This window comes from Paenibacillus cellulositrophicus, assembly GCF_009363095.1.
Classification (GTDB): domain Bacteria; phylum Bacillota; class Bacilli; order Paenibacillales; family Paenibacillaceae; genus Paenibacillus_AQ; species Paenibacillus_AQ favisporus.
Window position 1 is genome coordinate 5242531 of sequence record NZ_CP045295.1, and the last position, 20686, is coordinate 5263216.

Annotated in this window: 20 protein-coding genes and 1 other annotated feature; of the genes, 15 read left to right on the top strand and 5 right to left on the bottom strand. The window is 53.6% G+C overall.

The window, feature by feature from the left end; translation table 11 throughout:
• Positions 1-63 precede the first annotated feature (63 nt).
• Positions 64-1134, bottom strand: a complete 1071-nt coding sequence (locus GCU45_RS23955) for a hypothetical protein (RefSeq protein WP_152401035.1) — start codon at positions 1132-1134, stop codon at positions 64-66.
• Positions 1124-1699, bottom strand: a complete 576-nt coding sequence (locus GCU45_RS23960; protein WP_152401037.1) for a sigma-70 family RNA polymerase sigma factor — start codon at positions 1697-1699, stop codon at positions 1124-1126. The genes GCU45_RS23955 and GCU45_RS23960 overlap by 11 nt, the downstream gene beginning before the upstream one ends.
• Before the next feature lie 268 nt (positions 1700-1967).
• Here GCU45_RS23960 and GCU45_RS23965 point away from each other — a divergent pair, with 268 nt between their 5' ends.
• The gene (locus GCU45_RS23965) at positions 1968-2174 is read left to right on the top strand and encodes a zinc ribbon domain-containing protein (RefSeq protein ID WP_089545849.1); all 207 of its coding nucleotides are present in this window, start codon (positions 1968-1970) and stop codon (positions 2172-2174) included.
• A 74-nt stretch (positions 2175-2248) separates the two neighbouring features.
• Here the strand turns inward: GCU45_RS23965 and GCU45_RS23970 are convergent, their stop codons facing one another.
• A complete protein-coding gene (locus GCU45_RS23970) occupies positions 2249-2686 on the bottom strand; it encodes a GNAT family N-acetyltransferase (RefSeq protein ID WP_152401039.1) in 438 nt (145 codons plus the stop codon).
• Positions 2687-2875: 189 nt separating this feature from the next.
• Between GCU45_RS23970 and GCU45_RS23975 the strand changes: the two genes are divergently transcribed.
• From GCU45_RS23975 to GCU45_RS24015, 9 genes are all read left to right on the top strand, one after another.
• A complete protein-coding gene (locus GCU45_RS23975) occupies positions 2876-4033 on the top strand; it encodes a YhgE/Pip domain-containing protein (RefSeq protein ID WP_152401041.1) in 1158 nt (385 codons plus the stop codon).
• A 69-nt stretch (positions 4034-4102) separates the two neighbouring features.
• Positions 4103-4630 (top strand): PadR family transcriptional regulator, encoded by a 528-nt coding sequence (locus GCU45_RS23980; RefSeq protein ID WP_152401043.1) that lies wholly within the window; start codon positions 4103-4105, stop codon positions 4628-4630.
• An 82-nt stretch (positions 4631-4712) separates the two neighbouring features.
• Positions 4713-4948: a binding site (T-box leader), on the top strand.
• A gap of 94 nt (positions 4949-5042) precedes the next feature.
• On the top strand, positions 5043-6605 hold the full coding sequence (locus GCU45_RS23985; RefSeq protein WP_076170417.1) for a 2-isopropylmalate synthase: 1563 nt from the start codon (positions 5043-5045) through the stop codon (positions 6603-6605).
• Positions 6606-6682: 77 nt separating this feature from the next.
• Entirely contained in the window at positions 6683-7156 is a 474-nt protein-coding gene (locus GCU45_RS23990; protein WP_152401044.1) for a YbaK/EbsC family protein, read from the top strand.
• Positions 7157-7424: 268 nt separating this feature from the next.
• Positions 7425-8093, top strand: coding sequence for a helix-turn-helix transcriptional regulator (locus GCU45_RS23995; RefSeq protein ID WP_105441721.1), 669 nt, complete (start codon positions 7425-7427; stop codon positions 8091-8093).
• A gap of 352 nt (positions 8094-8445) precedes the next feature.
• Positions 8446-9537 carry an alanine racemase gene (locus tag GCU45_RS24000; RefSeq protein ID WP_152401046.1) on the top strand — a complete coding sequence of 364 codons (1092 nt, stop codon included), beginning with the start codon at positions 8446-8448 and terminating at the stop codon, positions 9535-9537.
• Between the two features lie 26 nt (positions 9538-9563).
• Positions 9564-10775, top strand: coding sequence for a M20 family metallopeptidase (locus GCU45_RS24005; protein WP_152401048.1), 1212 nt, complete (start codon positions 9564-9566; stop codon positions 10773-10775).
• Complete coding sequence (locus GCU45_RS24010) at positions 10775-11236, top strand: RidA family protein (protein WP_152403286.1); 462 nt, start codon at positions 10775-10777, stop codon at positions 11234-11236. The genes GCU45_RS24005 and GCU45_RS24010 overlap by 1 nt, the downstream gene beginning before the upstream one ends.
• 255 nt (positions 11237-11491) lie before the next feature.
• Positions 11492-12697 (top strand): acyltransferase, encoded by a 1206-nt coding sequence (locus tag GCU45_RS24015; protein WP_152401051.1) that lies wholly within the window; start codon positions 11492-11494, stop codon positions 12695-12697.
• Positions 12698-12818: 121 nt separating this feature from the next.
• On the opposite strand, the gene GCU45_RS24020 is transcribed toward GCU45_RS24015, so the two are convergent.
• Positions 12819-13736, bottom strand: a complete 918-nt coding sequence (locus GCU45_RS24020; RefSeq protein ID WP_152401053.1) for an NADP-dependent oxidoreductase — start codon at positions 13734-13736, stop codon at positions 12819-12821.
• Between the two features lie 144 nt (positions 13737-13880).
• Between GCU45_RS24020 and GCU45_RS24025 the strand changes: the two genes are divergently transcribed.
• From GCU45_RS24025 to GCU45_RS24040, 4 genes are all read left to right on the top strand, one after another.
• Positions 13881-14753, top strand: coding sequence for a LysR family transcriptional regulator (locus GCU45_RS24025; protein WP_152401054.1), 873 nt, complete (start codon positions 13881-13883; stop codon positions 14751-14753).
• A 116-nt stretch (positions 14754-14869) separates the two neighbouring features.
• Entirely contained in the window at positions 14870-15739 is an 870-nt protein-coding gene (locus GCU45_RS24030) for a LysR family transcriptional regulator (RefSeq protein WP_341874522.1), read from the top strand.
• Positions 15740-15961: 222 nt separating this feature from the next.
• Positions 15962-16861 carry an NAD-dependent epimerase/dehydratase family protein gene (locus GCU45_RS24035; RefSeq protein ID WP_152401058.1) on the top strand — a complete coding sequence of 300 codons (900 nt, stop codon included), beginning with the start codon at positions 15962-15964 and terminating at the stop codon, positions 16859-16861.
• Positions 16862-17287: 426 nt separating this feature from the next.
• Positions 17288-18358 (top strand): bifunctional 3-deoxy-7-phosphoheptulonate synthase/chorismate mutase, encoded by a 1071-nt coding sequence (locus GCU45_RS24040; protein WP_076170406.1) that lies wholly within the window; start codon positions 17288-17290, stop codon positions 18356-18358.
• Between the two features lie 149 nt (positions 18359-18507).
• Here the strand turns inward: GCU45_RS24040 and GCU45_RS24045 are convergent, their stop codons facing one another.
• Positions 18508-19353, bottom strand: a complete 846-nt coding sequence (locus tag GCU45_RS24045; RefSeq protein WP_152401060.1) for a LysR family transcriptional regulator — start codon at positions 19351-19353, stop codon at positions 18508-18510.
• A gap of 119 nt (positions 19354-19472) precedes the next feature.
• Here GCU45_RS24045 and GCU45_RS24050 point away from each other — a divergent pair, with 119 nt between their 5' ends.
• Positions 19473-20594 carry a Gfo/Idh/MocA family protein gene (locus tag GCU45_RS24050; protein WP_152401063.1) on the top strand — a complete coding sequence of 374 codons (1122 nt, stop codon included), beginning with the start codon at positions 19473-19475 and terminating at the stop codon, positions 20592-20594.
• Positions 20595-20686 lie beyond the last annotated feature (92 nt).

Below are 20686 nucleotides of genomic sequence, written 5' to 3' on the forward strand. Positions count from 1 at the left end.
ATCAGTTCTATGGGGGCACCTAAATAAAAACAGGCGCCATTTCTGGCGCCTGTACTGCTCTTTCTACCAAGGCGTTTCCGTTTTATGTTCAATCACTTGCGATACTTTGGGTTCAACCATTTGTTTCAATTGTTCCAGCGCACGCTCGTCATCGGAAGCTCCTCCGTACGAATCGGCCTGGATTTGTTTTTTAGCCTGAGTACTTGCAATGACGTCTATGACTTGTTGCTTGGAGATCTTTTTGGATGCTGCGATCTCGATGACAGATGCACCTTTTGCCAATTCTTGTTTCAATTCTGCTGGGCTCATGTGAAGCAAAGCAAAGAGCTTTTCATCGTTTAAAAAGGCATCCGCAGTATAGTCAGGCTTGCCGTTTGTAGTGAAGAAGCCTTCCACAGTTGCGGCAGGGCCGCCTCCGATCAGCGAAACGCTGATCGTATTCCCTTGAACCATTGCCTGATAGAACGGCGTTGCTGATCCCTTTTCCGTATAGTTCAATATCAACGTTTTTGAGTCCGAATTCTGCATCGGCTCCATGCTGTATTCGTACTTACCGGTGCTGCCGTACAGTTTGTTAATGAGATCATCGACCTTCGACTTGATTTCTTGATCGGTTAAGGAGATGACCGGCTTCTCCTGAGGCTGCCAGTTTTCTTGGTTTACATGTTCGATTTCACCCGTAATCCCGTTCAGATCAAGCCGGATCTTTTTGCCGTGAGCTCCCTTTTCCTGCAGCACGATGCTGATTTGGATAGCTTTCCCCTGACTTGCATTCGCGGGATTTCCTCCAAGCTGGCTGGCGTCGACGATTTCAAACGACTTGGTTTCCGGGTAAGAGCGATACAGCTTGTCAAGCACTGCCTGGCCAACCGCATCCACCTTGACTTGTTCAGCCGTCATCGGTGTTCTCGTCGCCATTTCAATCAGGGGAGGGGCCGCGAATGCCGCGGTTGGAATCATAATTGCGGCAGCAACGATGCCGCCGATCCATCTTTTTTTCATCGTTTTTTTGCTCCTTTGTCGTTGTACGTATTGTGAATAGGATTGCTCGATTCGTTTGGAAACAGCCGGGGGGCATTCCATGGTCTCTGCCTCTCGGGTCAGGTATTCACGGATTTGGCTTTCAATAGGCATTGTTCTTTTCCATCCTTTCCAGGGGGAGGTTTCCCAAGTGTTTTCGAAGCGACTGCAGGCCGGCATGATATCTGGACTTGACGGTTCCCAGCGGAATATCGAGTAATGTTGCAATCTCCTCCAGCGTATAGTCGTGGTAAAAGCGGAGAATGATCACCGTTCGCTGTTTATCGGTCAGCTTGTGCATGGCCTTTGATATCTCGGGGTCTGTCCCATCCGTCGTCACCGCGGGCTGATCCCAGTGATGCTCTTCCCGGGAAAAGACACGGATGCGTTCGAAAATTCGAAACCTCCTCCAGCTTTTCATCCGGAATCTCTGCACTTGGCGGATGACCAAGCCGTGCAGCCAGAAGTGGAAAGGACGATCCGGATCATAATTGGGAAGCGAGGTCCACATTTGCATGTAAATCTCATTCATGATATCTTCGCGATCCTGCGGATGATCCACCAGAAAAGAGACGGTCCGGTAGACGTCCCGATAGGTGGCATCATACAATGTGTGAAACGCCTGCTGATCTCCTTCGATCATTTTTGTGAGCACGTGGTACATGGATTCGTTTTGCATTCAGAGGGCCCTCCTGGGTAAGCAGCTTACACCCTATATTGTCGCTCGATGGAAAAAAGGTTCGGTTTTTATATCATCCTATAAAAAAATATTTGGGCAGTATAGGAGGTGGTGCTTTTACAAAGCGCTGAATTACAACGTCGCCTTGGAGGAATTATACCAATATAAGGGCTGGGGAAGTATCCGGAAAAGTAACGGTTTGCAACCATGCGCTACACGAACCGTATTAGGATACAAAACGCGAACGCGAATATGGAGGTAATGAGAGATGAATGAACAACAGGGATGCGTGAAATGCGGCAGCCGCAACGCCAAAACGAAAGAGGTGGCCATGACAGGCACAGGCCTGTCCAAAATGTTTGATATCCAGCACAACCAATTTGTCGTCGTCTATTGCGAAAATTGCGGCTATTCCGAATTTTACAATAAGCAGTCGTCGACGGGATCGAATATTCTCGACCTGTTCTTTGGCTAAGCCGTGGAGGGGCGTCCTCCACAGGCTTAGATAAAAGATCGCCTTTTCCAGGGCGGTCTTTGTTGAATACATCGTCAGTCTCCTATTTTTTTCGTCAACAGCAGCTCATCGTCTTTAACATAATGGCAGTGTTCATACGTTTTAATGGCAGCGTCATTCCTCTTGCCAGTCAACAATTTTACGCTTTTTACGCCACGTTTCCTAAGATTTTCTTCCAGACATGAAATGATTGCACCCGCAATTCCTCTTCTTCGTACGGCTTTTTCAACATACAGTTCCGTAATTTCTCCCTGCGGCTCTTCGTAACAAAATGAATGAAAACTTTGGGCACAACCAAAACCAACGAGTTTGCCCCTTATTTCCGCCACGGCAATCAATTCGTTGTTGATCTTCAGGCTCTCCATGATTTGCTGGGGAGGCCGCTTGTCACCTCCGTTAAACGCTTGGTTTAGCCTCGAGAGTTCCTCTGCATCGGTTACTGATGCCAGCCTTACCTTGATATCCGCATTCATTCTTTTCACCTGACCTAACAAGTAATATGATTACATATTCTACCATAATGATGCGGTTCACGGGTGAAGATAACAGGCGTTTAGCCCCTTAACTCCAGTCAGCCGCGCCTCGATTTGACATCTAACTCTAAATTTATTACTCTAATTAAAGTATATAAAACAAAGTAAAGAGAAAAGGTGGAGTGGAGTTTGAAAGCATATTTTAAAAATAAAGCCGTCCTCGGCGGCATTTTCATGATGATTTTTTATCAAATTATCATGATCGGAATCTTCATGTCCGGTTACAGCGCGCTTCCGAAAAACGTGGACCGCTTGACGATGGCGATCGTGAATGAAGACCAGCAGTCGGGCGCACAATTTGTAGAGCAGCTGCAGAAGCAGCTGCCGCTGCATGTCGTCACGGACGAATCGCTTGAGCAGGCGCAGAAGGACCTGGATAACCGCGATATTCAGTTCATCATGCATATCCCGCAGGATTTTACGCAGAAGCTGGCCGCCCAGGGCGAACAGGTGAAGCTGGACTTTTTCATCAACGAATCCAATCCGGCCTCGGTCAACAGCACGATGCAGAGCATTGCGACACAGGTTTCCTCCAAGATCAGCACGCAGATTCAGACACAGAGCTTTGAAGCCATGCTGCAGGGCATGAAGGTGCCCGCGGAACAATCCAAGCAGATGGTCGAAGGCGTGATGTCGAAGGTGACGCCGAATATCGTGTCCACGAACACACCGCCTGCCGGCATGCATAATCAGATGGCACCGATGTTCCTGACGATGGCGTCCTACGTAGGTGCGATGATTTATTCGATGATCAGCTCCGGCGCGCTGAACCAGCTGAAAGCCAAAGTAGGCAAATGGAGAGCGTTCCTGTCCCTGCAGGGCGTCCATGTGGTGCTGTCCGTGATCGCGCCGCTGGTCGGTTTGGCCATTTACTTCGGCTTCCACAACTACGGGGCGGAGACGTTTCTGAAAATGTGGATGGTGCACTCCCTGGAAATGCTCGTCGCCATCGAGTTCACCAGCATTTGCGTGCTGCTGCTCGGCCAGGCCGGCATGATGCTGAATCTGCCGCTGCTGCTGTCGCAGACAGTTGCGGGCGGAGCCGTACTGCCGCAAGAGATGATGCCGGGATTCTTCAAGGCTTTCAGCCACATTTCGCCGATGTTCTACACCATTCATCTGGATTACAACCTGCTCTTTGGAGGCGGGAAAACGGCGGAATACGTCCTCGGTTTGGCCCTGGTGGGTGCAGGTGCGCTCGTCATCAACCTGTTCATTCACCAGTTTAAGCCGGTCAAAACGGCCAAGGCGGAAAAGGAGCCTGCAGCGGAACCGCAATTCATGTAAAATAAGATCGGATGGGCTGACAGGAAAAGGTCCTGTCGGCCCTTTTTTCATATGATGAGGAGGATCGCAATGTCGCTTCAGATCTTTATTCTCGGCTTGCTCAGCGAGGGGGAGCACCATCCGTACGACATCAAAAAACAGGTGTTCAAGCCTCTGGAAAATACGATCACAATTAACGACGGGACGCTGTATTACAATTTTGAGGTCCTGCTGAAAAAGGGCTACATCCGCAAAATCAAAGTCGTCCAATCCGAAAACCGTCCGGAGAAAACGACATATGGCATTACCGACGAGGGCCGCAAGGCGCTGGAAGAGGAAATTTACACGGTATTTCAAAATTTCACGAGCATCACGAGCCTGTATTCATCCCTGTTGTTTCTGGATAAAGTAGATAAGCATAAGCTGGCTTACATCATCGAAGAGTCCATCGCCCGTCTGGAGAAAAAAATCCGGCTGATCGAGGAGCGGCCCGGCTTTTCCGAGGTTCCGGACAGGTACCGGGATTCAGCCCTTTTTATTAGCGAGCACGCCTACCACGCCCTGTCGAATGACGCCAACTGGCTCCGGAAGCTGATGGAACATCTCCGTTCTGCTTAACCTCCTGGCTTCAACTTTTTGGGAAATCCAGGGTTGACAAAAGCAAATGGATGCCATAATATAATTAACAATTTCATACCTCATAAAGGTTTCGATTAGAAATAGTAGAAGTGAAGTGACTTTTCAGAGAGCCGCTGGGTGGTGCGAAGCGGTATGGTCGATCATTTCGAACTCGTCTATGAACCGCCACCTGACAATGTAGGGTCTGCCGGAGTTCCACCGTTACAGGGATAGATGGTGATTGCCATCGAAGAAGATCATTTTTGCTTTGCTGAAAATGAATTAGAGTGGTACCGCGGGTTAAACCTCGTCTCTAGCGTAGAGACGGGGTTTTTTTGTTGGCCAAATTCCGGGTTTGGCCGGCACCGCTTTTATATATATATAAACTACACTCATTTGGGAGGAATAGCAGATGAACCGCAAAATTATCGTTTTGGACACGACGTTACGCGACGGAGAGCAGGTGCCTGGCGCCAAGCTCAACACGCAGCAGAAGGTTGAATTCGCGCAGCAGCTGAAGCGCCTCAATGTAGATATCATCGAGGCGGGCTTCCCTGCGTCGTCGGCGGGGGATTTTCAAGCTGTGCAGGAAATCGTCAGAACCGTGGGGGACAGCGTCTCTGTGACCGCGCTCGCCCGCGCAGTGAAAAGCGACATCGAAAGCGTGTATGAAAGCATCAAGCTGGCACAAAATCCGTTTATCCATATCGTGCTGGGCACGTCCAACATCCATGTGGAGAAAAAGTTCAGCCGCTCGAAAGACGCCGTCATGCAGATGGGGGTGGATGCGGTCAAATTTGCGAAGACGCTGCTGCCAGAGGTGCAGTACTCCACGGAGGATGCGTCCCGGTCAGAATTCGAGTACCTGTGGCAGACGATCGAAGCGGTGGTCAAAGCCGGCGCGACGATCATTAACGTTCCAGACACGGTAGGCTATGCCGTTCCGGAAGAGTTCGGAGAGCTGATCCGCAAAATCAACGACCGGTTGAAAAACCTGAACGACAAGGTCGTCCTGAGCGTGCACTGCCATAACGATCTGGGGCTGGCCACGGCAAACACACTGGCCGCAATCAAGAACGGGGCCGAGAAGGTGGAGTGCACCATCAACGGGCTTGGTGAACGCGCCGGCAACACCTCGCTCGAGGAAGTGGTGATGGGGCTGAAGGTGCGGGAGAACTATTTTAACTGCCATACCCAGATCCAGCTGAAGGAAATACTGCGCACCTCCCGGCTGCTGACGCATTTGACGGGCCTGGACGTGCAGGTCAACAAGGCGATTACGGGCGAAAACGCCTTTGCCCACTCGTCCGGCATTCATCAGGATGGACTGCTGAAAGATAAAAACGTGTACGAAATCATGTCGCCGGAAGAAGTCGGGGCTGAGAGCATGGAATTGATCCTGACCGCGCGTTCCGGACGGCATGCGTTCAGAAATGCGGTGGAAAAGATCGGCTTCGACACGAGCAATCCAAACGATTTTGAGGAGCTGTTTGCGAAATTTCTGCAGCTGGCCGACGCCAAAAAGGAAGTGTACGACCATGACGTATTCTACCTGGTGACCGAGCACCGCAAGATCGATCAGGGCACCAGCCATCTGTATGAGCTGGAATCCTTCCAGGTCGTGACCAACGACCTTGTGCCGACGGCGACCGTCCAGCTGAAAAAAGGCGGCGAAAGCTATACGGACAGCAAGGTCGGGGACGGACCGATCGATGCGCTGTACAGCGCGATCAAGGCCTTGGTCGGACTTGACGTGCAGCTGAGGGATTATAAGATCAACAGCCTGTCGCGGGGCAAAGAGGCGATTGGCCGCGTCAACATCCGGCTGGAATATCAGGGCAAAACTTATTCGGGACGGGCGATGGATACCGACATTATCAAGGCGAGCGCGCTGGCGTTCCTCAACGGCATCAACGCCGCCGTTCTGGACGCGCCGGGCGAGCCGCAGGCGGCTGTGCAGGGTGCAAGCGAGTAAGGAAAGACAGACGGCAGCTGGACTCAGCCGAATGCGAGTATAGTAATGAACTTTTCCGAAAGAAGGGGGCATATATCATGCCATTAAAAGAGAGTGCAGAGCGGGTGCAGGCCCATCTCCGTGATATGGGTTTTGATCATCGGGTGGTGGAACTGCCGGACAGCACTCGCACCGCGGAAGAAGCCGCGGCGGCGATTGGCTGCGAAGTGGCACAAATTGCGAAGTCCATTATTTTCCGTCTGAGCGGTTCAAATGAACCTGTACTTGTTGTAGCAAGCGGCGTAAACCGCGTCAATGAAAAGCTTGTTTCCTCCTCGCTTAACGTCAAGCTGAAGAAGGCGGACGCAGATTTCGTGCGGGAACACACCGGTTTTGTCATCGGAGGTGTAGCGCCGATTGGTCACTTGGAGAGAATCACGACGATTATTGATGAAGACTTGTTAAAATTCGGCACCATTTGGGCGGCGGCCGGTCATCCGAAGGCGGTATTTTCTTGCACACCGGAGGAGCTGATTGCAATGACAGCCGGACAGGTAATGACCATTAAATAAGGTATGGGGCCGAGGTTATGGGTAGAGCCGGAGACGAACGTATTTATGCGGTTGGGAACCAGTTCGGGCTCCGCATTTAAGGTCCGTACCCAGAAGAAGCAGCAGGATGTGCTGCTTCTTCTGTTCTTATCATTTTTCGTATAGTCCTGCCGCGGATCTGCCGTCATGCCTTGACAAAAGGAACGATTTTGATGAAACTAGTGATATATGAAAGTTTTTTTGATGTTCAAAATTATTTTTAGATGACAGATTAAAGAGAGTGGGATCTATGGAACATATCAAGGAAGAGCTGAATGTGCTGCTGCCTGTTATCCGGGCCATCGCCGCCCAGTTTGGGGAGAAATGCGAAGTGGTGCTTCACGATTTGACGCAAGGGTACGAAAGTACGATCGTGGCGATTGAGAACGGCCACATTACCGGGCGGAAGGTCGGGGACTGCGGCAGCAATCTCGGGCTGGAGGTGCTGCGCGGAACCGTGACGGAGGGAGACCGCTACAACTACATCACCCAGACGAAGGACGGCAAAATATTGCGTTCCTCCTCAACCTACTTTAAGAACAGCAAGGGTGAGACGATCGGAGCGCTCTGCATGAACCTGGATATTTCCGATCTGCTCGTTGCGGAGAATACGATCCGCTCGCTGACGATGCACAGCCTCGATCAGGAAGTGAAAGAGGTATTCGTCAACGACGTGAACGATCTGCTTGATTACCTGCTGCAGGAATGCCAGAAGGAAATCGGCAAGCCGGTCTCGCATATGAGCAAGGAAGACAAGGTGAAGGCGGTGCAGTTTCTGGATATGCGCGGTGCTTTTCTCGTGAAAAAGGCGGGAGATAAAGTATGCCAGTTCCTCGATATTTCCAAGTTTACACTGTATAACTATCTCGACGAAATTCGGGCAAACCAGGACAAAGGCATGCCGAAAAACAGGGTATAGCTAGAAGAAGCCGCCGGACCAGGGCCGGATGGATTTTCGAATAGCAAAGTGACAGACAAGGGCAGAAGGAGTCCGCGCAATCACATGAATATGAGTAGAAACGGTGCTGCATAGGAGTAGGCCTGTGTTTTGGGCTTTTCTTTGTCATGAGTTGAAAGCGTATTCAGATTTGTGATGAATTATAGAAATGATATTGACATTGCGCAGCAACGGGATTCATAATGTGAACAATCAAAAAAATATTTTTTTGATCTAATTATTTTTTTGTAGTTATGGAGTTTGATTGTCTCAGCGGGCCTATCACAAGGGCATACCCATGCCCCAGATCTGTGTCATTCAAGGAGGGAGCAAGATGGTTCAAACCGTATCAACGCCTGCCGTCATCGTCGATTTGGACATTGCCGAACGCAACATCCGCAGCATGGCGGAGGAAGCGAGAAAGGCCGGAATCCGGCACCGTCCCCACATCAAATCGCACAAGTCGGTTTATTTTGCCCGCAAGCAGCTGGAGGCCGGAAGCACCGGCATCACCTGCGCCAAGCTGGGGGAAGCGGAAGTGATGGCTGAAGCGGGGATCGACGATATTTTGATCGCTTTTCCCATCATTGGCGAAGACAAGCAAGAGCGGCTGTATCAGCTGGCGCAAAAGGTGAAAGTAACGACGGTCGCCGACAGCATCGAAGGCGCCACGGCCGTGTCGGTGGTGGGCGAGCGTCTCGGCCGCCGCATACCGCTCTACATCGAGGTTGACGGAGGGATCGGGCGCTGCGGCCGCCAGCCGGGGGAGGACACGCTGCAATTTGCGCGGCGGATCCAAAGCCTGCCGGGGATTGAAATTACCGGACTGCTGTCCTACGCGGGGCAGATTTACGGCGAAGAGAGCCGGGAAGGGATCCGCAGCATGGCACGCCAGGAGGCGGCTACCCTGAAGAATACCGCCGATCTGCTGAGGGAAGCGGGGATCGACGTTCCGGTCGTCAGCGGCGGTTCGTCGCTGTCGTCCAAGTTCGCAGGGGAGCTGGAGGGTGTAACCGAGATCCGCGCCGGAAATTACATATTCCACGACGTGGGCCAATTGTCGATGGGCATGATCACGGTGGACGATTGCGCGCTGCGGGTGATCACGACGGTCGTCAGCGTTCCGGCTCCGGGCCGTGCGATCATTGACGCGGGATCCAAAACGCTCACCACGGACACGATGCCGTTCTCTAAAGGTTTCGGCTACATCGTGGAGCATCCCGACATCGAAATTTTCAAGCTGAATGAAGAGCACGGGTTCCTCAGCTATGATCCGGCTTCCGTATCGCTTCACATCGGCCAGCACCTGACGATTATCCCGAACCATGCCTGCGTCCTTCCGAATCTGTGCGATGAAATCGTCGGCTTCCGCGGAGGAGTGCCGGTTGAGAAGATCCGGATCGACGCAAGGGGCAAGAACAGCTAAGCGCTACAGGGAGGAGGCTGGGATTCATGGGAAAGGACCTTGATTCATTTCACGAGCAGGAGCTGCTGGATATCGTCTGCGGACTGATCCGCATCCCGAGCGAAAATCCGCCGGGGCGCGAAGAAACGGCGGCCCGGTACGTCTTGCAGCTCCTCCGGGACGAGGGGATCGAAGCCGAGCTGCAGTGTGCCGCGCCGCAGCGGCCGAATGTGGTCGCCCGATTGAAGGGCACGGCGGAGGGGCCGTCGCTCCTGTACAACGGCCATCTCGACGTTGTCCCGGCCGGGGAAGGCTGGAGCGAGGACCCGTTTGCCGCCGTCATCCGGGGCGGCGAGCTGATCGGCCGGGGTGCGGCCGATATGAAGTCGGGCGTCGCGGCCATGCTGTACGCGGCCATCCTGCTGCACCGGCGCGGCTGCCCGTTCGCCGGGGAGCTGATCCTGCTCTTCAACGTGGACGAAGAGCGGGAGAATGTCGGCATGCGCCACTTTATGCGCAGCGGCGTACACGCCGATTTCGCCGTTATCGGCGAGCCGACCGATCTCGGCATCTGCACCGCCCATAAAGGCGTCGGCCGCTACCGGATCCGTACGGCGGGCGTCGCCGGCCATGCGGCGAAGGTGCTGGAGCCCGACAACGCCATTCCGAAGATGGCGGCGCTCATCTCGGCGCTGGAGCCGCTTCGTAGCCGCCTCAAAGCGAACGCCGATCCGCTCCTCGGATACGCGACGCTGAACGTCACGCAGATCAAGGGCGGGACGGCGCCGAACATCGTGCCGCAGCACTGCGAGATCGAGGTCGACCGCCGGGTTATTCCCGGCGAGACGGCGGCGCAGGTGCTGGAGCAGCTGAAGGAGGCGCTAAATGCGGCTGCAGGCACAAGCTCAGGCGAAGGCTTAAGTGCCGGAACTGGTGAAGTCACCTATGAAGTGGACGACTACTTGTTTATACCGGCGTCGACCCTCCCGCAGGACCATGAGCTTGTGCAGGCGCTGGTGGAGGTCACCGGTAATGTTCTCGGGAACCCGTCATCCATCGGTATTTTCGAAGCGACCTGCGAGGCGCCGTTTCTGTCCGTTGACTTGGGCATACCGACGGTTATATTCGGACCAGGATCGCTGGACCAAGCCCATGTGAAGGATGAGCGTGTTTCTGTCCGTCAGATCACGGACGCAGCCGAGGTATATATGCAGCTCGCCATGCGGCTGCTTCAACAACAACCATTACAGGAGGAATGATGATGAGCATTCAAGAGAGATTGAAAGAACTGAACATCGAGCTGGAGCCGGTTGGCGAGCCGAAGTTCTCGTACGTTCCCGTAAATCAGGTAGGAAATCTGCTGTACACTTCGGGTCATGATTGCCGCAAGAATGGGGAGCTGATTCTAAAAGGCAAGCTTGGAGAAGATCTGACGATCGAACAGGGGCAAGAGGCGGCGCGCCGGTGCATCGTGAACATTTTATCGTCGCTGCAGGCCCATCTGGGCAGCTTGGACCGGGTGAAAAAAGTGGTGAAGATGCTCGGCTTCATCCAAAGCGCTCCGGGATTTAAAGATCAGCCTTACGTGCTGAACGGGGCGTCGGATCTGCTGATCGAGGTGTTCGGGGAGAAGGGCAAACATGCGCGTTCCGCGATCGGGACAAACGAGCTGCCGTTTGATACGCCGGTCGAGGTGGAGATCATCGTCGAGATCGAATAACGGCGGTAGAGCAGGATCTTGGGGCTATTTCATTATACACGGCGCTTCGTGCCGGGAACGTCCAGAAGATGGACTTCCCGGTTTTTTTATATGTATTGGGAGGTTATTAGAACCTGGAGAATCATGAACCTGTACGGGGCAAAAAGAATGACCTTTTGGATGAAATAAAATCTGTTAATTCCGCCTGCTTTAAGGTTCATTTAATATTGACCGGGTATACTGGCCCTGACCAAGAAGAAGGAGGACCTCATGCTCATGGGCAAACCGCGAATCGAAGAATGGACGCAGCTGCGTGGCCTCGCCTTTCTGGCGATCGTGATGCAGCATTCCATTGCCGAGTACATCTACAGGCCCGACATTGTGGCCGCGGATTCTACCATGCTGACGATGATCTACCACCTGACCCGTTTCGGAACGCCGACCTTTGTATTTTTGTCCGCCGTGCTGCTGTTCTACAACTATGGTGAACGGTTTCGGTACGGTCCGTTTATCCGCAAACGGTTCGGGGATGTGTATGTCCCTTTCCTGTGCTGGACGGTGATTTATTGGCTGTATGTCCACGTATTTACCCCATCCTTCTGGCAAAAAGGAGGACAGGACTGGGGAGCGCTGCTGAAAGAGATGTTCGTTCCTCAGACGGGATACCAGCTGTGGTTTATCCTGATGATCTTTCAGTTCTACCTGCTGTTTCCGCTGTTTGCCTGGGCGTTCCGGGCGGCGCGGCGCGTGATCGGTCCTATGGAGGCGAAGAAGCGGGCAGGGGTGCTGTCCGCGATCCTGGGCGGTTCTTTTATGATCTACGCTGCTCTGCTATATCTCTCCTATTACCGGATGGGGAGCTGGGCCGAAGGGCTTGACGGACTCTGGTCCGTTTTGCTGCAGTACCGCAGCTATTCGTTTGTGATGTACGGTTTTTATTTTGTGGCCGGTGCGGTATGCGCGGCATCCGTCTCCAACTGGCGGAAGTGGTGCACACGGCTGCTGCCTTGGACCGGACTCCTGTTCCTGGCTATGTACATCAAGCTGGGCTATGACGTGCTGCAGGGGTCGGGCGAGGTCGTGAATTTAAATATATCCACTTACCTGCGGCCATCGACCTTTGTCATCATCGTCGCGCAGATGCTCCTGCTGTACGGGCTGCTCATCATGATGCAGGGGCGGAGCCAGGCTTTCCTGCGGCTGCTGACCTGGATCGGCCGATATTCATTTGGTGGCTATCTTGTGCACGCCCTGATCATTTACGTGATCGCCTTTTTTACGCGACCGATGGATCTGGCCGGCAGCCACGTGTCTTTTACGCTCCTGACCTTCGGCCTGACTGTGCTCGCTTCGCTCGGCATCAGCTACACGCTGTCGCATCTGCCGGGCTCGCGCTGGATCATTGGCGCAAAGCGCCGTGACGTGAAGCAGGGCAAGCCGGACGAGACCGGTTTCCGCAAGGAGTCCCCGACGGTGTCTTGATGCCGTGATGCCTAGATGAAAGTCCATTAGAACAAACCAATGATGCTCCAATTATCCCGCAGCGAAAAAGGGTGCCATCAATCCAATGATTGATGGCACCCTTTTTGATTTCGAAGGTAAATTAGACCGAGAGGACGATCTTTCCGCGGCCATGGCCGGATTCGATCTCCCGGTGGGCTTCCCGGGCCTGATCCAGCGGCAGCACTTTGCGGATATGGATGTCGACCTTTCCTTCGTTGTAGATGCGGACAAGCTCGGCAAGGCGTTCTTTGCTGCGCGTGCCGGTCAGCTGCCGGATGCCGAGTGTTTGGGCCTGAACACTGGGGACCATTGCTACAATTCGGCTGAGGTCCTGGACCAGGTCCACGGATGCCTGCAGGGCGAGGTCATCTCCGCCGCCGGCATGCAAGGCGGCGTCCACTCCAGCGGGAGCGATGGCGCGTACGCGGGCGGCGAGCCCATCCCCGTAGCCGAGCGGAATGGCGCCCAAACGCTGGAGATGATCGTGATTGGCCTCGCTGGCCGTGCCGATCACCCTGCCGGCGCCCCAGGCCAGCGCGAGTTGCACGGCAAAGGTGCCCAGCCCCCCGGCCGCCCCGTGGATCAGCACGGTATCCCCGGGCTGAATCCGGATCGCTTCCAGTCCCATATGGGCGCCCTGTCCGTTGCCGGTAAAGCCTCCGGCGGTCTCCCAAGGCATGCCCGCCGGTTTGCGGACCAACTGGTCGCTGCTGACGACGACATATTCGGCATAACCGCCAAACATCGTAAAGCCGATCACTTCGTCCCCGCGGACGAATTCGCTGACGCCGTCTCCCACCTCGTCGATGATCCCGGCAAATTCATTGCCCGGGATGATCGGAAAAGGGTGGGACTGCGCGTACGGAACGTTTCCGCTGCGGACCTTGGCGTCGATTGGCATGACGCCGGCCGTTTTGACGCGTACCCGGGCGGTTCCCGGTCCGGCTGACGGGACGGGCAGCTCAGTCAGCTGCAGCACATCGGGCGGCCCCAGACGGTTGAACGTTATGGCTTTCATTGGACTCACTCCTTGAATTATCCTGAATTGTAGATCCCATTGATTTCCTTTTCAAGTTATTTTATAATCAGGCTGCGATAAACGGAAATATATATTTAATTATGACTCTATATATTCAAGTATATAGAAAACGGAGGGAGAGCTATGGAGCTGCTGCAGCTTCAATATTTCAGGACGGTCGCCAGGCTGGAGCATATGACAAAAGCGTCGCAGGAGCTGCGGATCGCCCAGCCGGCGCTCAGCAAGACGATTTCCCGGCTGGAGGAGGATATCGGCGTTCCGCTGTTTGACAGGCAAGCGGGTAGAATTCGGCTGAATTCCTATGGGAAGGCGTTTCTGACAAAAGCTGAGGAAGCGCTTCGCCTGCTGGAGGAAGGAAAGCGGGAAGTAGCGGATCTTGCCGGGCTGGAGCGTGGCAGCATCCGTCTGGTCACGGCGACGCTGGAGCGGATGACGGGGCCAATCACCGAATTTATATCGGCTCATCCGGAAGTGAACTTTCAAATTTCCCAGGCTCCCATTGAGCAGATGAGCGAATTTCTTACTTCGGGTGAGGCCGATCTCGGCTTTACGCCGCTGCCGCTGGATCAAGCGGGATATGCCTATAAGGCGGTGCTGAGCGAGGAATTGTACTTGGCCGTGCCCTCGGCGCATCCGCTTGCCGGCCGCCGTCAGGTTTCTTTGAAAGAAGCGGCGGCGGAGCCGTTTATCGGATATCGGGAGGACTTTGTCTTCCAGCAAATTAATGACGGCTTCTTTGAGCAGGCCGGGGCGGCTCCCCGGTACATTTGCCGGGTCGACGAACCGCCGGCGATCCTAAGCCTCGTACGCGCGCGCGTCGGGGTAGCGCTGTCCGGCTGCAAAAAAGGAGATAAAGAAATACCCGGTGTCACTCTAGTGCCCGTGTCCGATCAAGCGTGCCGGCGCCAATATTACCTCGTATGGAGCGAGCAGCGCTATTTGTCGGCCGCCGCGTGCGAATTTAGGGACCACGTGGCCGCATATTTTGCTGAGTAGACGTGGCCTAGGAAAAGTAATTACAGCCGCTGTACTTGCCAGCAAGCAGGAGACGTCTGCAATCTTTGCCGGATGGAAATCAAATAGTAAGGAGCAAAAGGAGGCTTGTGGATTTGGTGGATTTTGAATGGTACCGCAGCTTCTGTGCGATTTATAAGCATCTTTCGCTGTCGGAAGCCGCCAAGAGCCGCATCATGACACAGCCGGCGATGAGCCAGCATCTGGCCGCGCTGGAGGCGGAAGTGGGCGAAGCATTGTTTATTCGAACGTCCAGAAAAATCGTGCCGACGGAGCGGGGGAAAGAGTTGTATTCCCGGGTTGCTCCCTTGATCGAATCGCTGGAATCGACAACGCATGATTTTAAATCGGCATCTTTGCCTTCGATGGCGGTGACGAAGATCGGGACAGCCCATGAATTTTTTAAAGAAAAGATACTTCCCACACTTCGAGATTTCCCTACCTGTACGGTCACCCGTTTCGGGACAGCCGATGTCCTGTTGGACCAGTTGAAGGATGAACAGCTGGATATTGTCGTCACGCCAAAAAAATACCCGATTCCAGGCATTGGATTTACGAAATCCATGGTCGAGGAATTTGTCATCGTTGCGCCAGCGGCTTTAGACGTTCCGGAAGTGCGGAATCCGGAAGAAGCCGAACGGTGGCTTTCCGCGCAGCCCTGGCTCAGCTACGGCCTGGAGCTGCCGATCATCCGCCGGATCTGGCGGGAGCATTTTCATAAACGCCCACTGATCCGACCCATTCATGTCATCCCCAATCTGCATATGATTCTGAGCGCGGTCGCGAGTGGAGCAGGTATCAGTGTGGTGCCCACGTATATGCTAACGCATGAGCCTGAATCACCGGGCTATCGAATACTGTGGGAAGAATTGAAAGTAAGCAACGACATTTTCTTGGCTTACCAGCTAAAGCATAAACATGTGCCTCACATTCAGGAAACGTTGTCCCTTCTGCAAGGGGTTGTTTGAGCGCCGCTTTCAAGTGGATGTTCCCTCTTCTATTGATAAATAAATTTATGATGTATTAGATAATTCATAATTTGTTTTCTGGATAAGTCCGTGTTTACAATGGAATAAAGAATCCTCGATCAGCCGTATAGCACGGGGATTTAGGACTGTGATCGTGCCCGGGTTCAGCCCGTTCGCAGGATCTGGTTCGCAAAAGGAATCCAGAGAGATGGGGGAGAGTTGATGAAGATTTTTATCACAGGAGCATCTGGTTATATAGGCGGATCCGTAAGCAAGACGTTTGTAGATCAAGGGCATATCGTCTACGGTTTGGTCCGAAATCCGGACAAGATGGAGCCACTCCGGCAGCTCGGTATTGAACCGGTGCTGGGCACGCTGGACGACGCACAGCTGCTGACAGACTATGCCCAATCCAGCGATGCGGTCGTGCATACGGCCGACTCGGACCATCATTTTGCGGTTGGGACTTTGATCGCGTCTTTGCGCGGCACCGGCAAGGCGTTCATTCACACCTCCGGTTCCAGCGTGGTGGGAGACGACGCCAGAGGAGATCATCTCAGCAGCCATATTTACGATGAGGAAACGCCCTTTGTCCCGATGGACATCCGGGCGGACCGTGTGAACATTAACAAGCGGGTTCGCCGGGCCGGCGTAGATGAAGATGTAAGAAGCATTGTTATCGTCCCGTCCATGATCTATGGGGATGCGCTTGGGCTCCCGGTCGAAAGTGATCAGCTGCCGCAAATCATCCGCAAATCCCGGGAATTGGGAGCGGGCGTACATGTCGGCAAGGGTGTGAACCGTTGGTCTAATGTGCATATCAGAGATTTGGCGCAGCTCTATGTGCTTGCACTGGAAAAGGCTCCGTCGGCCTCTTATTTCTACGCTTCAGACGGGGAGGAATCCTACGGGGATATTGCCCGGGCGGTGAGTGACGCTTTAGGTTTCGGCGGCAAAACAATCAGCTGGCCGGCGGAAGAGGCGATAGAGGAGCTGGGAGACTGGGCGCGATTCGCTATTGCCTCCAACAGCCGGGTGCGTTCGGTTCATGCCCGGAATTTGTTAGGCTGGCAGCCCAAGGAAGAGGGGCTTCTCAGCTGGATTCGGCATCATTTGAAATGAGGAAAGGCGTTGAATTTCACCATTTCACTACATTAACGCGTTACCTTGTGATCTTGCATCCCTTCCACCGATTGTAATACAATGCTTTTAAATTTTAGTTCGAGCTAATTCATAGGACACAAGCTGTGAAGGAAAGAGTAAGCGGAGAAAGCTCCTGCCAGGGACGGTATGCCGATAGACTGGAAGCATCCGAGGGACACTGCCCGCCGAAGTTCATTCCTGAGCCGGTATTTTGATTCCCTGCATGAGTAATGCAGGACGTAGGAATACCCGTTTCCCTTGCGTTAAAAGGTTCAAGTGAGATGTGCAGCCTACACGTGTGCATGTCTAATAAGGGTGGTACCACGACTCCTCGTCCCTTGGCGGACAGGGGTCTTTTTTGTTTGATTTTTATATTTTTTAACACTAGGTGAGGAGAGATGAGAGATGAGTCAAGGGCGCTTGGAAGAACTGCGCAATCAATTGGATGAGGTGAATCTTCAGCTGCTGTCACTGCTGTCCGAACGGGCACGGATCGCACAGGAGCTTGGTGTAGAGAAGGAAAAACAGGGCGTGCCGAAGTTTGATCCGGTCCGTGAAAAGGAAATGCTAGAGAAGCTCGTGGCCAGCAACGAAGGACCGTTCGACCATGAGACGGTTCGGCATCTGTTCAAGCAAATTTTTCAAGCGACGCTGACGCTGCAGCAGGTCGATCATAAGAAGCACCTGCTCGTCAGCCGCAAGAAAAAGGCGGAGGATACCGTCATTCAGCTGGGCGATGTGACGATCGGCGGCGGCAAGCCGGTCATGATCGCAGGGCCATGCTCGGTTGAGAGCTATGAGCAGGTCCGCACCGTGGCGGCCGCTTTGAAGGAAGCGGGCATCACGGTGATGCGCGGCGGCGCCTTCAAGCCGAGAACCTCGCCTTATGATTTCCAGGGGCTTGGCATCGAAGGCCTGAAAATTCTGAAGGAAGTAGCGAGCGAATTCGGGCTGAAGACGATCAGCGAAATCGTGGATCCGGCTCATATCGAGCTGGCATGCGATTACATCGACGTCATCCAGATCGGGGCGAGAAACATGCAGAACTTCGAGCTGCTGAAGGCGGCTGGCGACGTCCGGACGCCGATTCTGCTCAAGCGCGGGCTGGCAGCGACCATCGACGAATTCGTGCACGCGGCCGAGTACATTTTATCCCGGGGCAACACGCAGATCATGCTGATTGAGCGGGGTATCCGCACGTACGAAAAAGCGACGCGCAACACGCTCGACATTTCGGCCGTACCGATCCTAAAGCAGGAAACGCATCTGCCGGTACTGGTCGACGTGACCCATTCCACCGGCCGCAAAGACATCATGGCTCCTTGTGCTAAAGCGGCTCTGGCTGCCGGCGCGGACGGCGTGATGGTCGAGGTTCATCCGGATCCAGCTACGGCGTTGTCCGACGCGGCCCAGCAGTTCAACATTCCGCAGTTCCAGGAATTCTACAACCAAGTTAAAGGTTCGGGACTGCTGTAAGCACCGGATTCCATGATCACTTTGCCTGAATAAATGACGTTAGCAAGGCACAACAAAAGCCGGGTCTCCTCTAGAGCTGCATGAGAGGGGATCCGGTTTTTTAGATATTGCAGTCTGTCTGCGATGAGTTTAGACCGATAGTCATTTCTTTATAAAAAATGACTCGTTTCCACAAAGCTTTTTTCCAGGGGGGACATCTCATATCCCGTTCGAGTCACCAAATATTTGTCCACATAGCGGAACGGCTCGGGCAACTGGGCATATGCCGAAAATCCGTGCTGCATCACGATGTTTTTGGAAATCAAGGAGATGCCCATCCCAAGGGAGGTCAGCTGAAGGAGGGTGTCCAGAATCCCCACTTCGGTGCTTTCTCCTTTTTCCAGGCCAAGCTCGGCGTAAAGCCGCTCCAGAATCGCAGCGTACAGGCAGTCTCGGGTCAAAATGATCCAGTTCTCCCCGTGGAGGGCGCATTCCAGGCTTTGTCCGCCGGCGAACTTTTTGCCGATGAGCACCATCTCCTCCGTACCCAGTTTTTTGTAACTCAGCTGCGGCGAATCGGTCCTGCCGATCGTAAAGGCCAAATCGATGTTTCCTTGGAGCAATTCGTGCTCCATCGACTGCGTCGTCCCGGTCTTTAGCGTGACGGACAGATCGGCGTGATTTTCATATAAACGGGTCAGTGCATCCGTGAGCTCTTTGCCAAAGACGGACTGCATGGTGCCGATCCGCAGCTTCATCTCCCTATAGCTCATATCCAGCTCGGTTTCTTCCCATAAAACAAGCATTTTTTTATATTGGCGGTAGAGCTTCCGCCCCTCCGACGTCAGCTCCATGCCTTTGGCACTCCGGATGAAAAGCTGCTGTCCGTAATGGGCTTCGATTTTTTTGATCTTGGCCGTCATGTTGGACTGGAGATGGTTCAGCTTGACGGCTGCGGCCGACAGGCTTTTAAGCTCGGCAACGCTGACAAAGGCTTTCATATTATCGATATCCATGTCGACCTCCAAGGTATCAAAAATGATGATGACTCTATTGATAACATGCATTATTCATGATGTCTTAATCCCAGTATACTGGAACCGTACAGAATCATAAAGCGAGGAGGAGAAGAGAAATGGAGATAAAGGGTTCTGAAAAAATACGCACCGGGATCATTGGGGGGTCGTTAAACAATCAGTGGGCCAGCAAAACACACATTCCGGCTTTGACGCGGAGCACAAGCCATGAAATTACAGCCATTGCCACCTCGAATATGGCTAGCGCCCGGGAAAGCGCGGCCAAGCTGGGTGTCGCCCATGCTTTCGACGACTATCGTGAACTGGTGCAGTCCGGGAATGTGGATTTGGTGGTGGTCAGCGTCAAGGTTCCCCATCATTACGAAATGATCAAGGAGGCCATCGCCGCGGGGAAACATGTGTACAGCGAATGGCCGCTTACCGTCACGCCAGAAGAGGCGGAGGAATTGGCGGACCTGGCTTCTAAGCAAGGGATTCATCATGCCGTTGGCCTTCAGGCCAGGCAGTCTCCTGCCCTGATCGATGCGAGGAACCGCATTTCGCGCGGAGACATCGGCCGGGTGTTATCCGCCAGCATGTCGGTGTCTACGCCGGGCAAGGGAGGGTACACGGAACGGAACAACATTTATCTGCTTCAGGAGAAGTATGGAGCAACGCTGCTGGCGATTAACGGGGGACACTCGCTCGACGCGTTTGGATTTGTGCTGGGAGATCTGAAAGAAGTCTACGCAACCATGCACAGCAATTATTCGGAGGCCAAGGTACTGGGAACCGGGGAGACGGTACCCAAAGATACAGCCGACCAGATTATGGTTCATGGCACGCTCGAGAACGGCGCGTCGGTTTCAATCCATATTCAAGGCGGAACCTATCCGAAATTTGAATTGGAGATTCAAGGGGAGAAAGGGGTCATCTGCATTTCCCAGCCCCAGTCGCAAGGACATGTCCAGTTTGGTGGACTGGTGGTCGAGCAGGCGCTGTACCCGTCAGGACATATTGAGGGTTACGGAGATCAGGAGACGTTTCAAAAGGTGTACGACGAGACGGAAGAACCTTCAGTCATCGTGAATCACGTGATGAAGGCACATCAGGTCATGGCAGAGGATATTCGTCTCGGGACGTTCCAGGCCCCTGATTTTTACGAAGCCGCCCGCCTGCACCGGCTGCTGGAAACGATCCGGCAGTCTGCCTTAACCGGCAAACGGCTAAGCGTAAACTAATCGGAACAAGCATGGCGGTGTGGTAGGACTGAGACCTAAAAAACGGCGGCAGCTAGGACAGAAAAAAGGTCCTGGGCTGTTGCCGTTTTTTG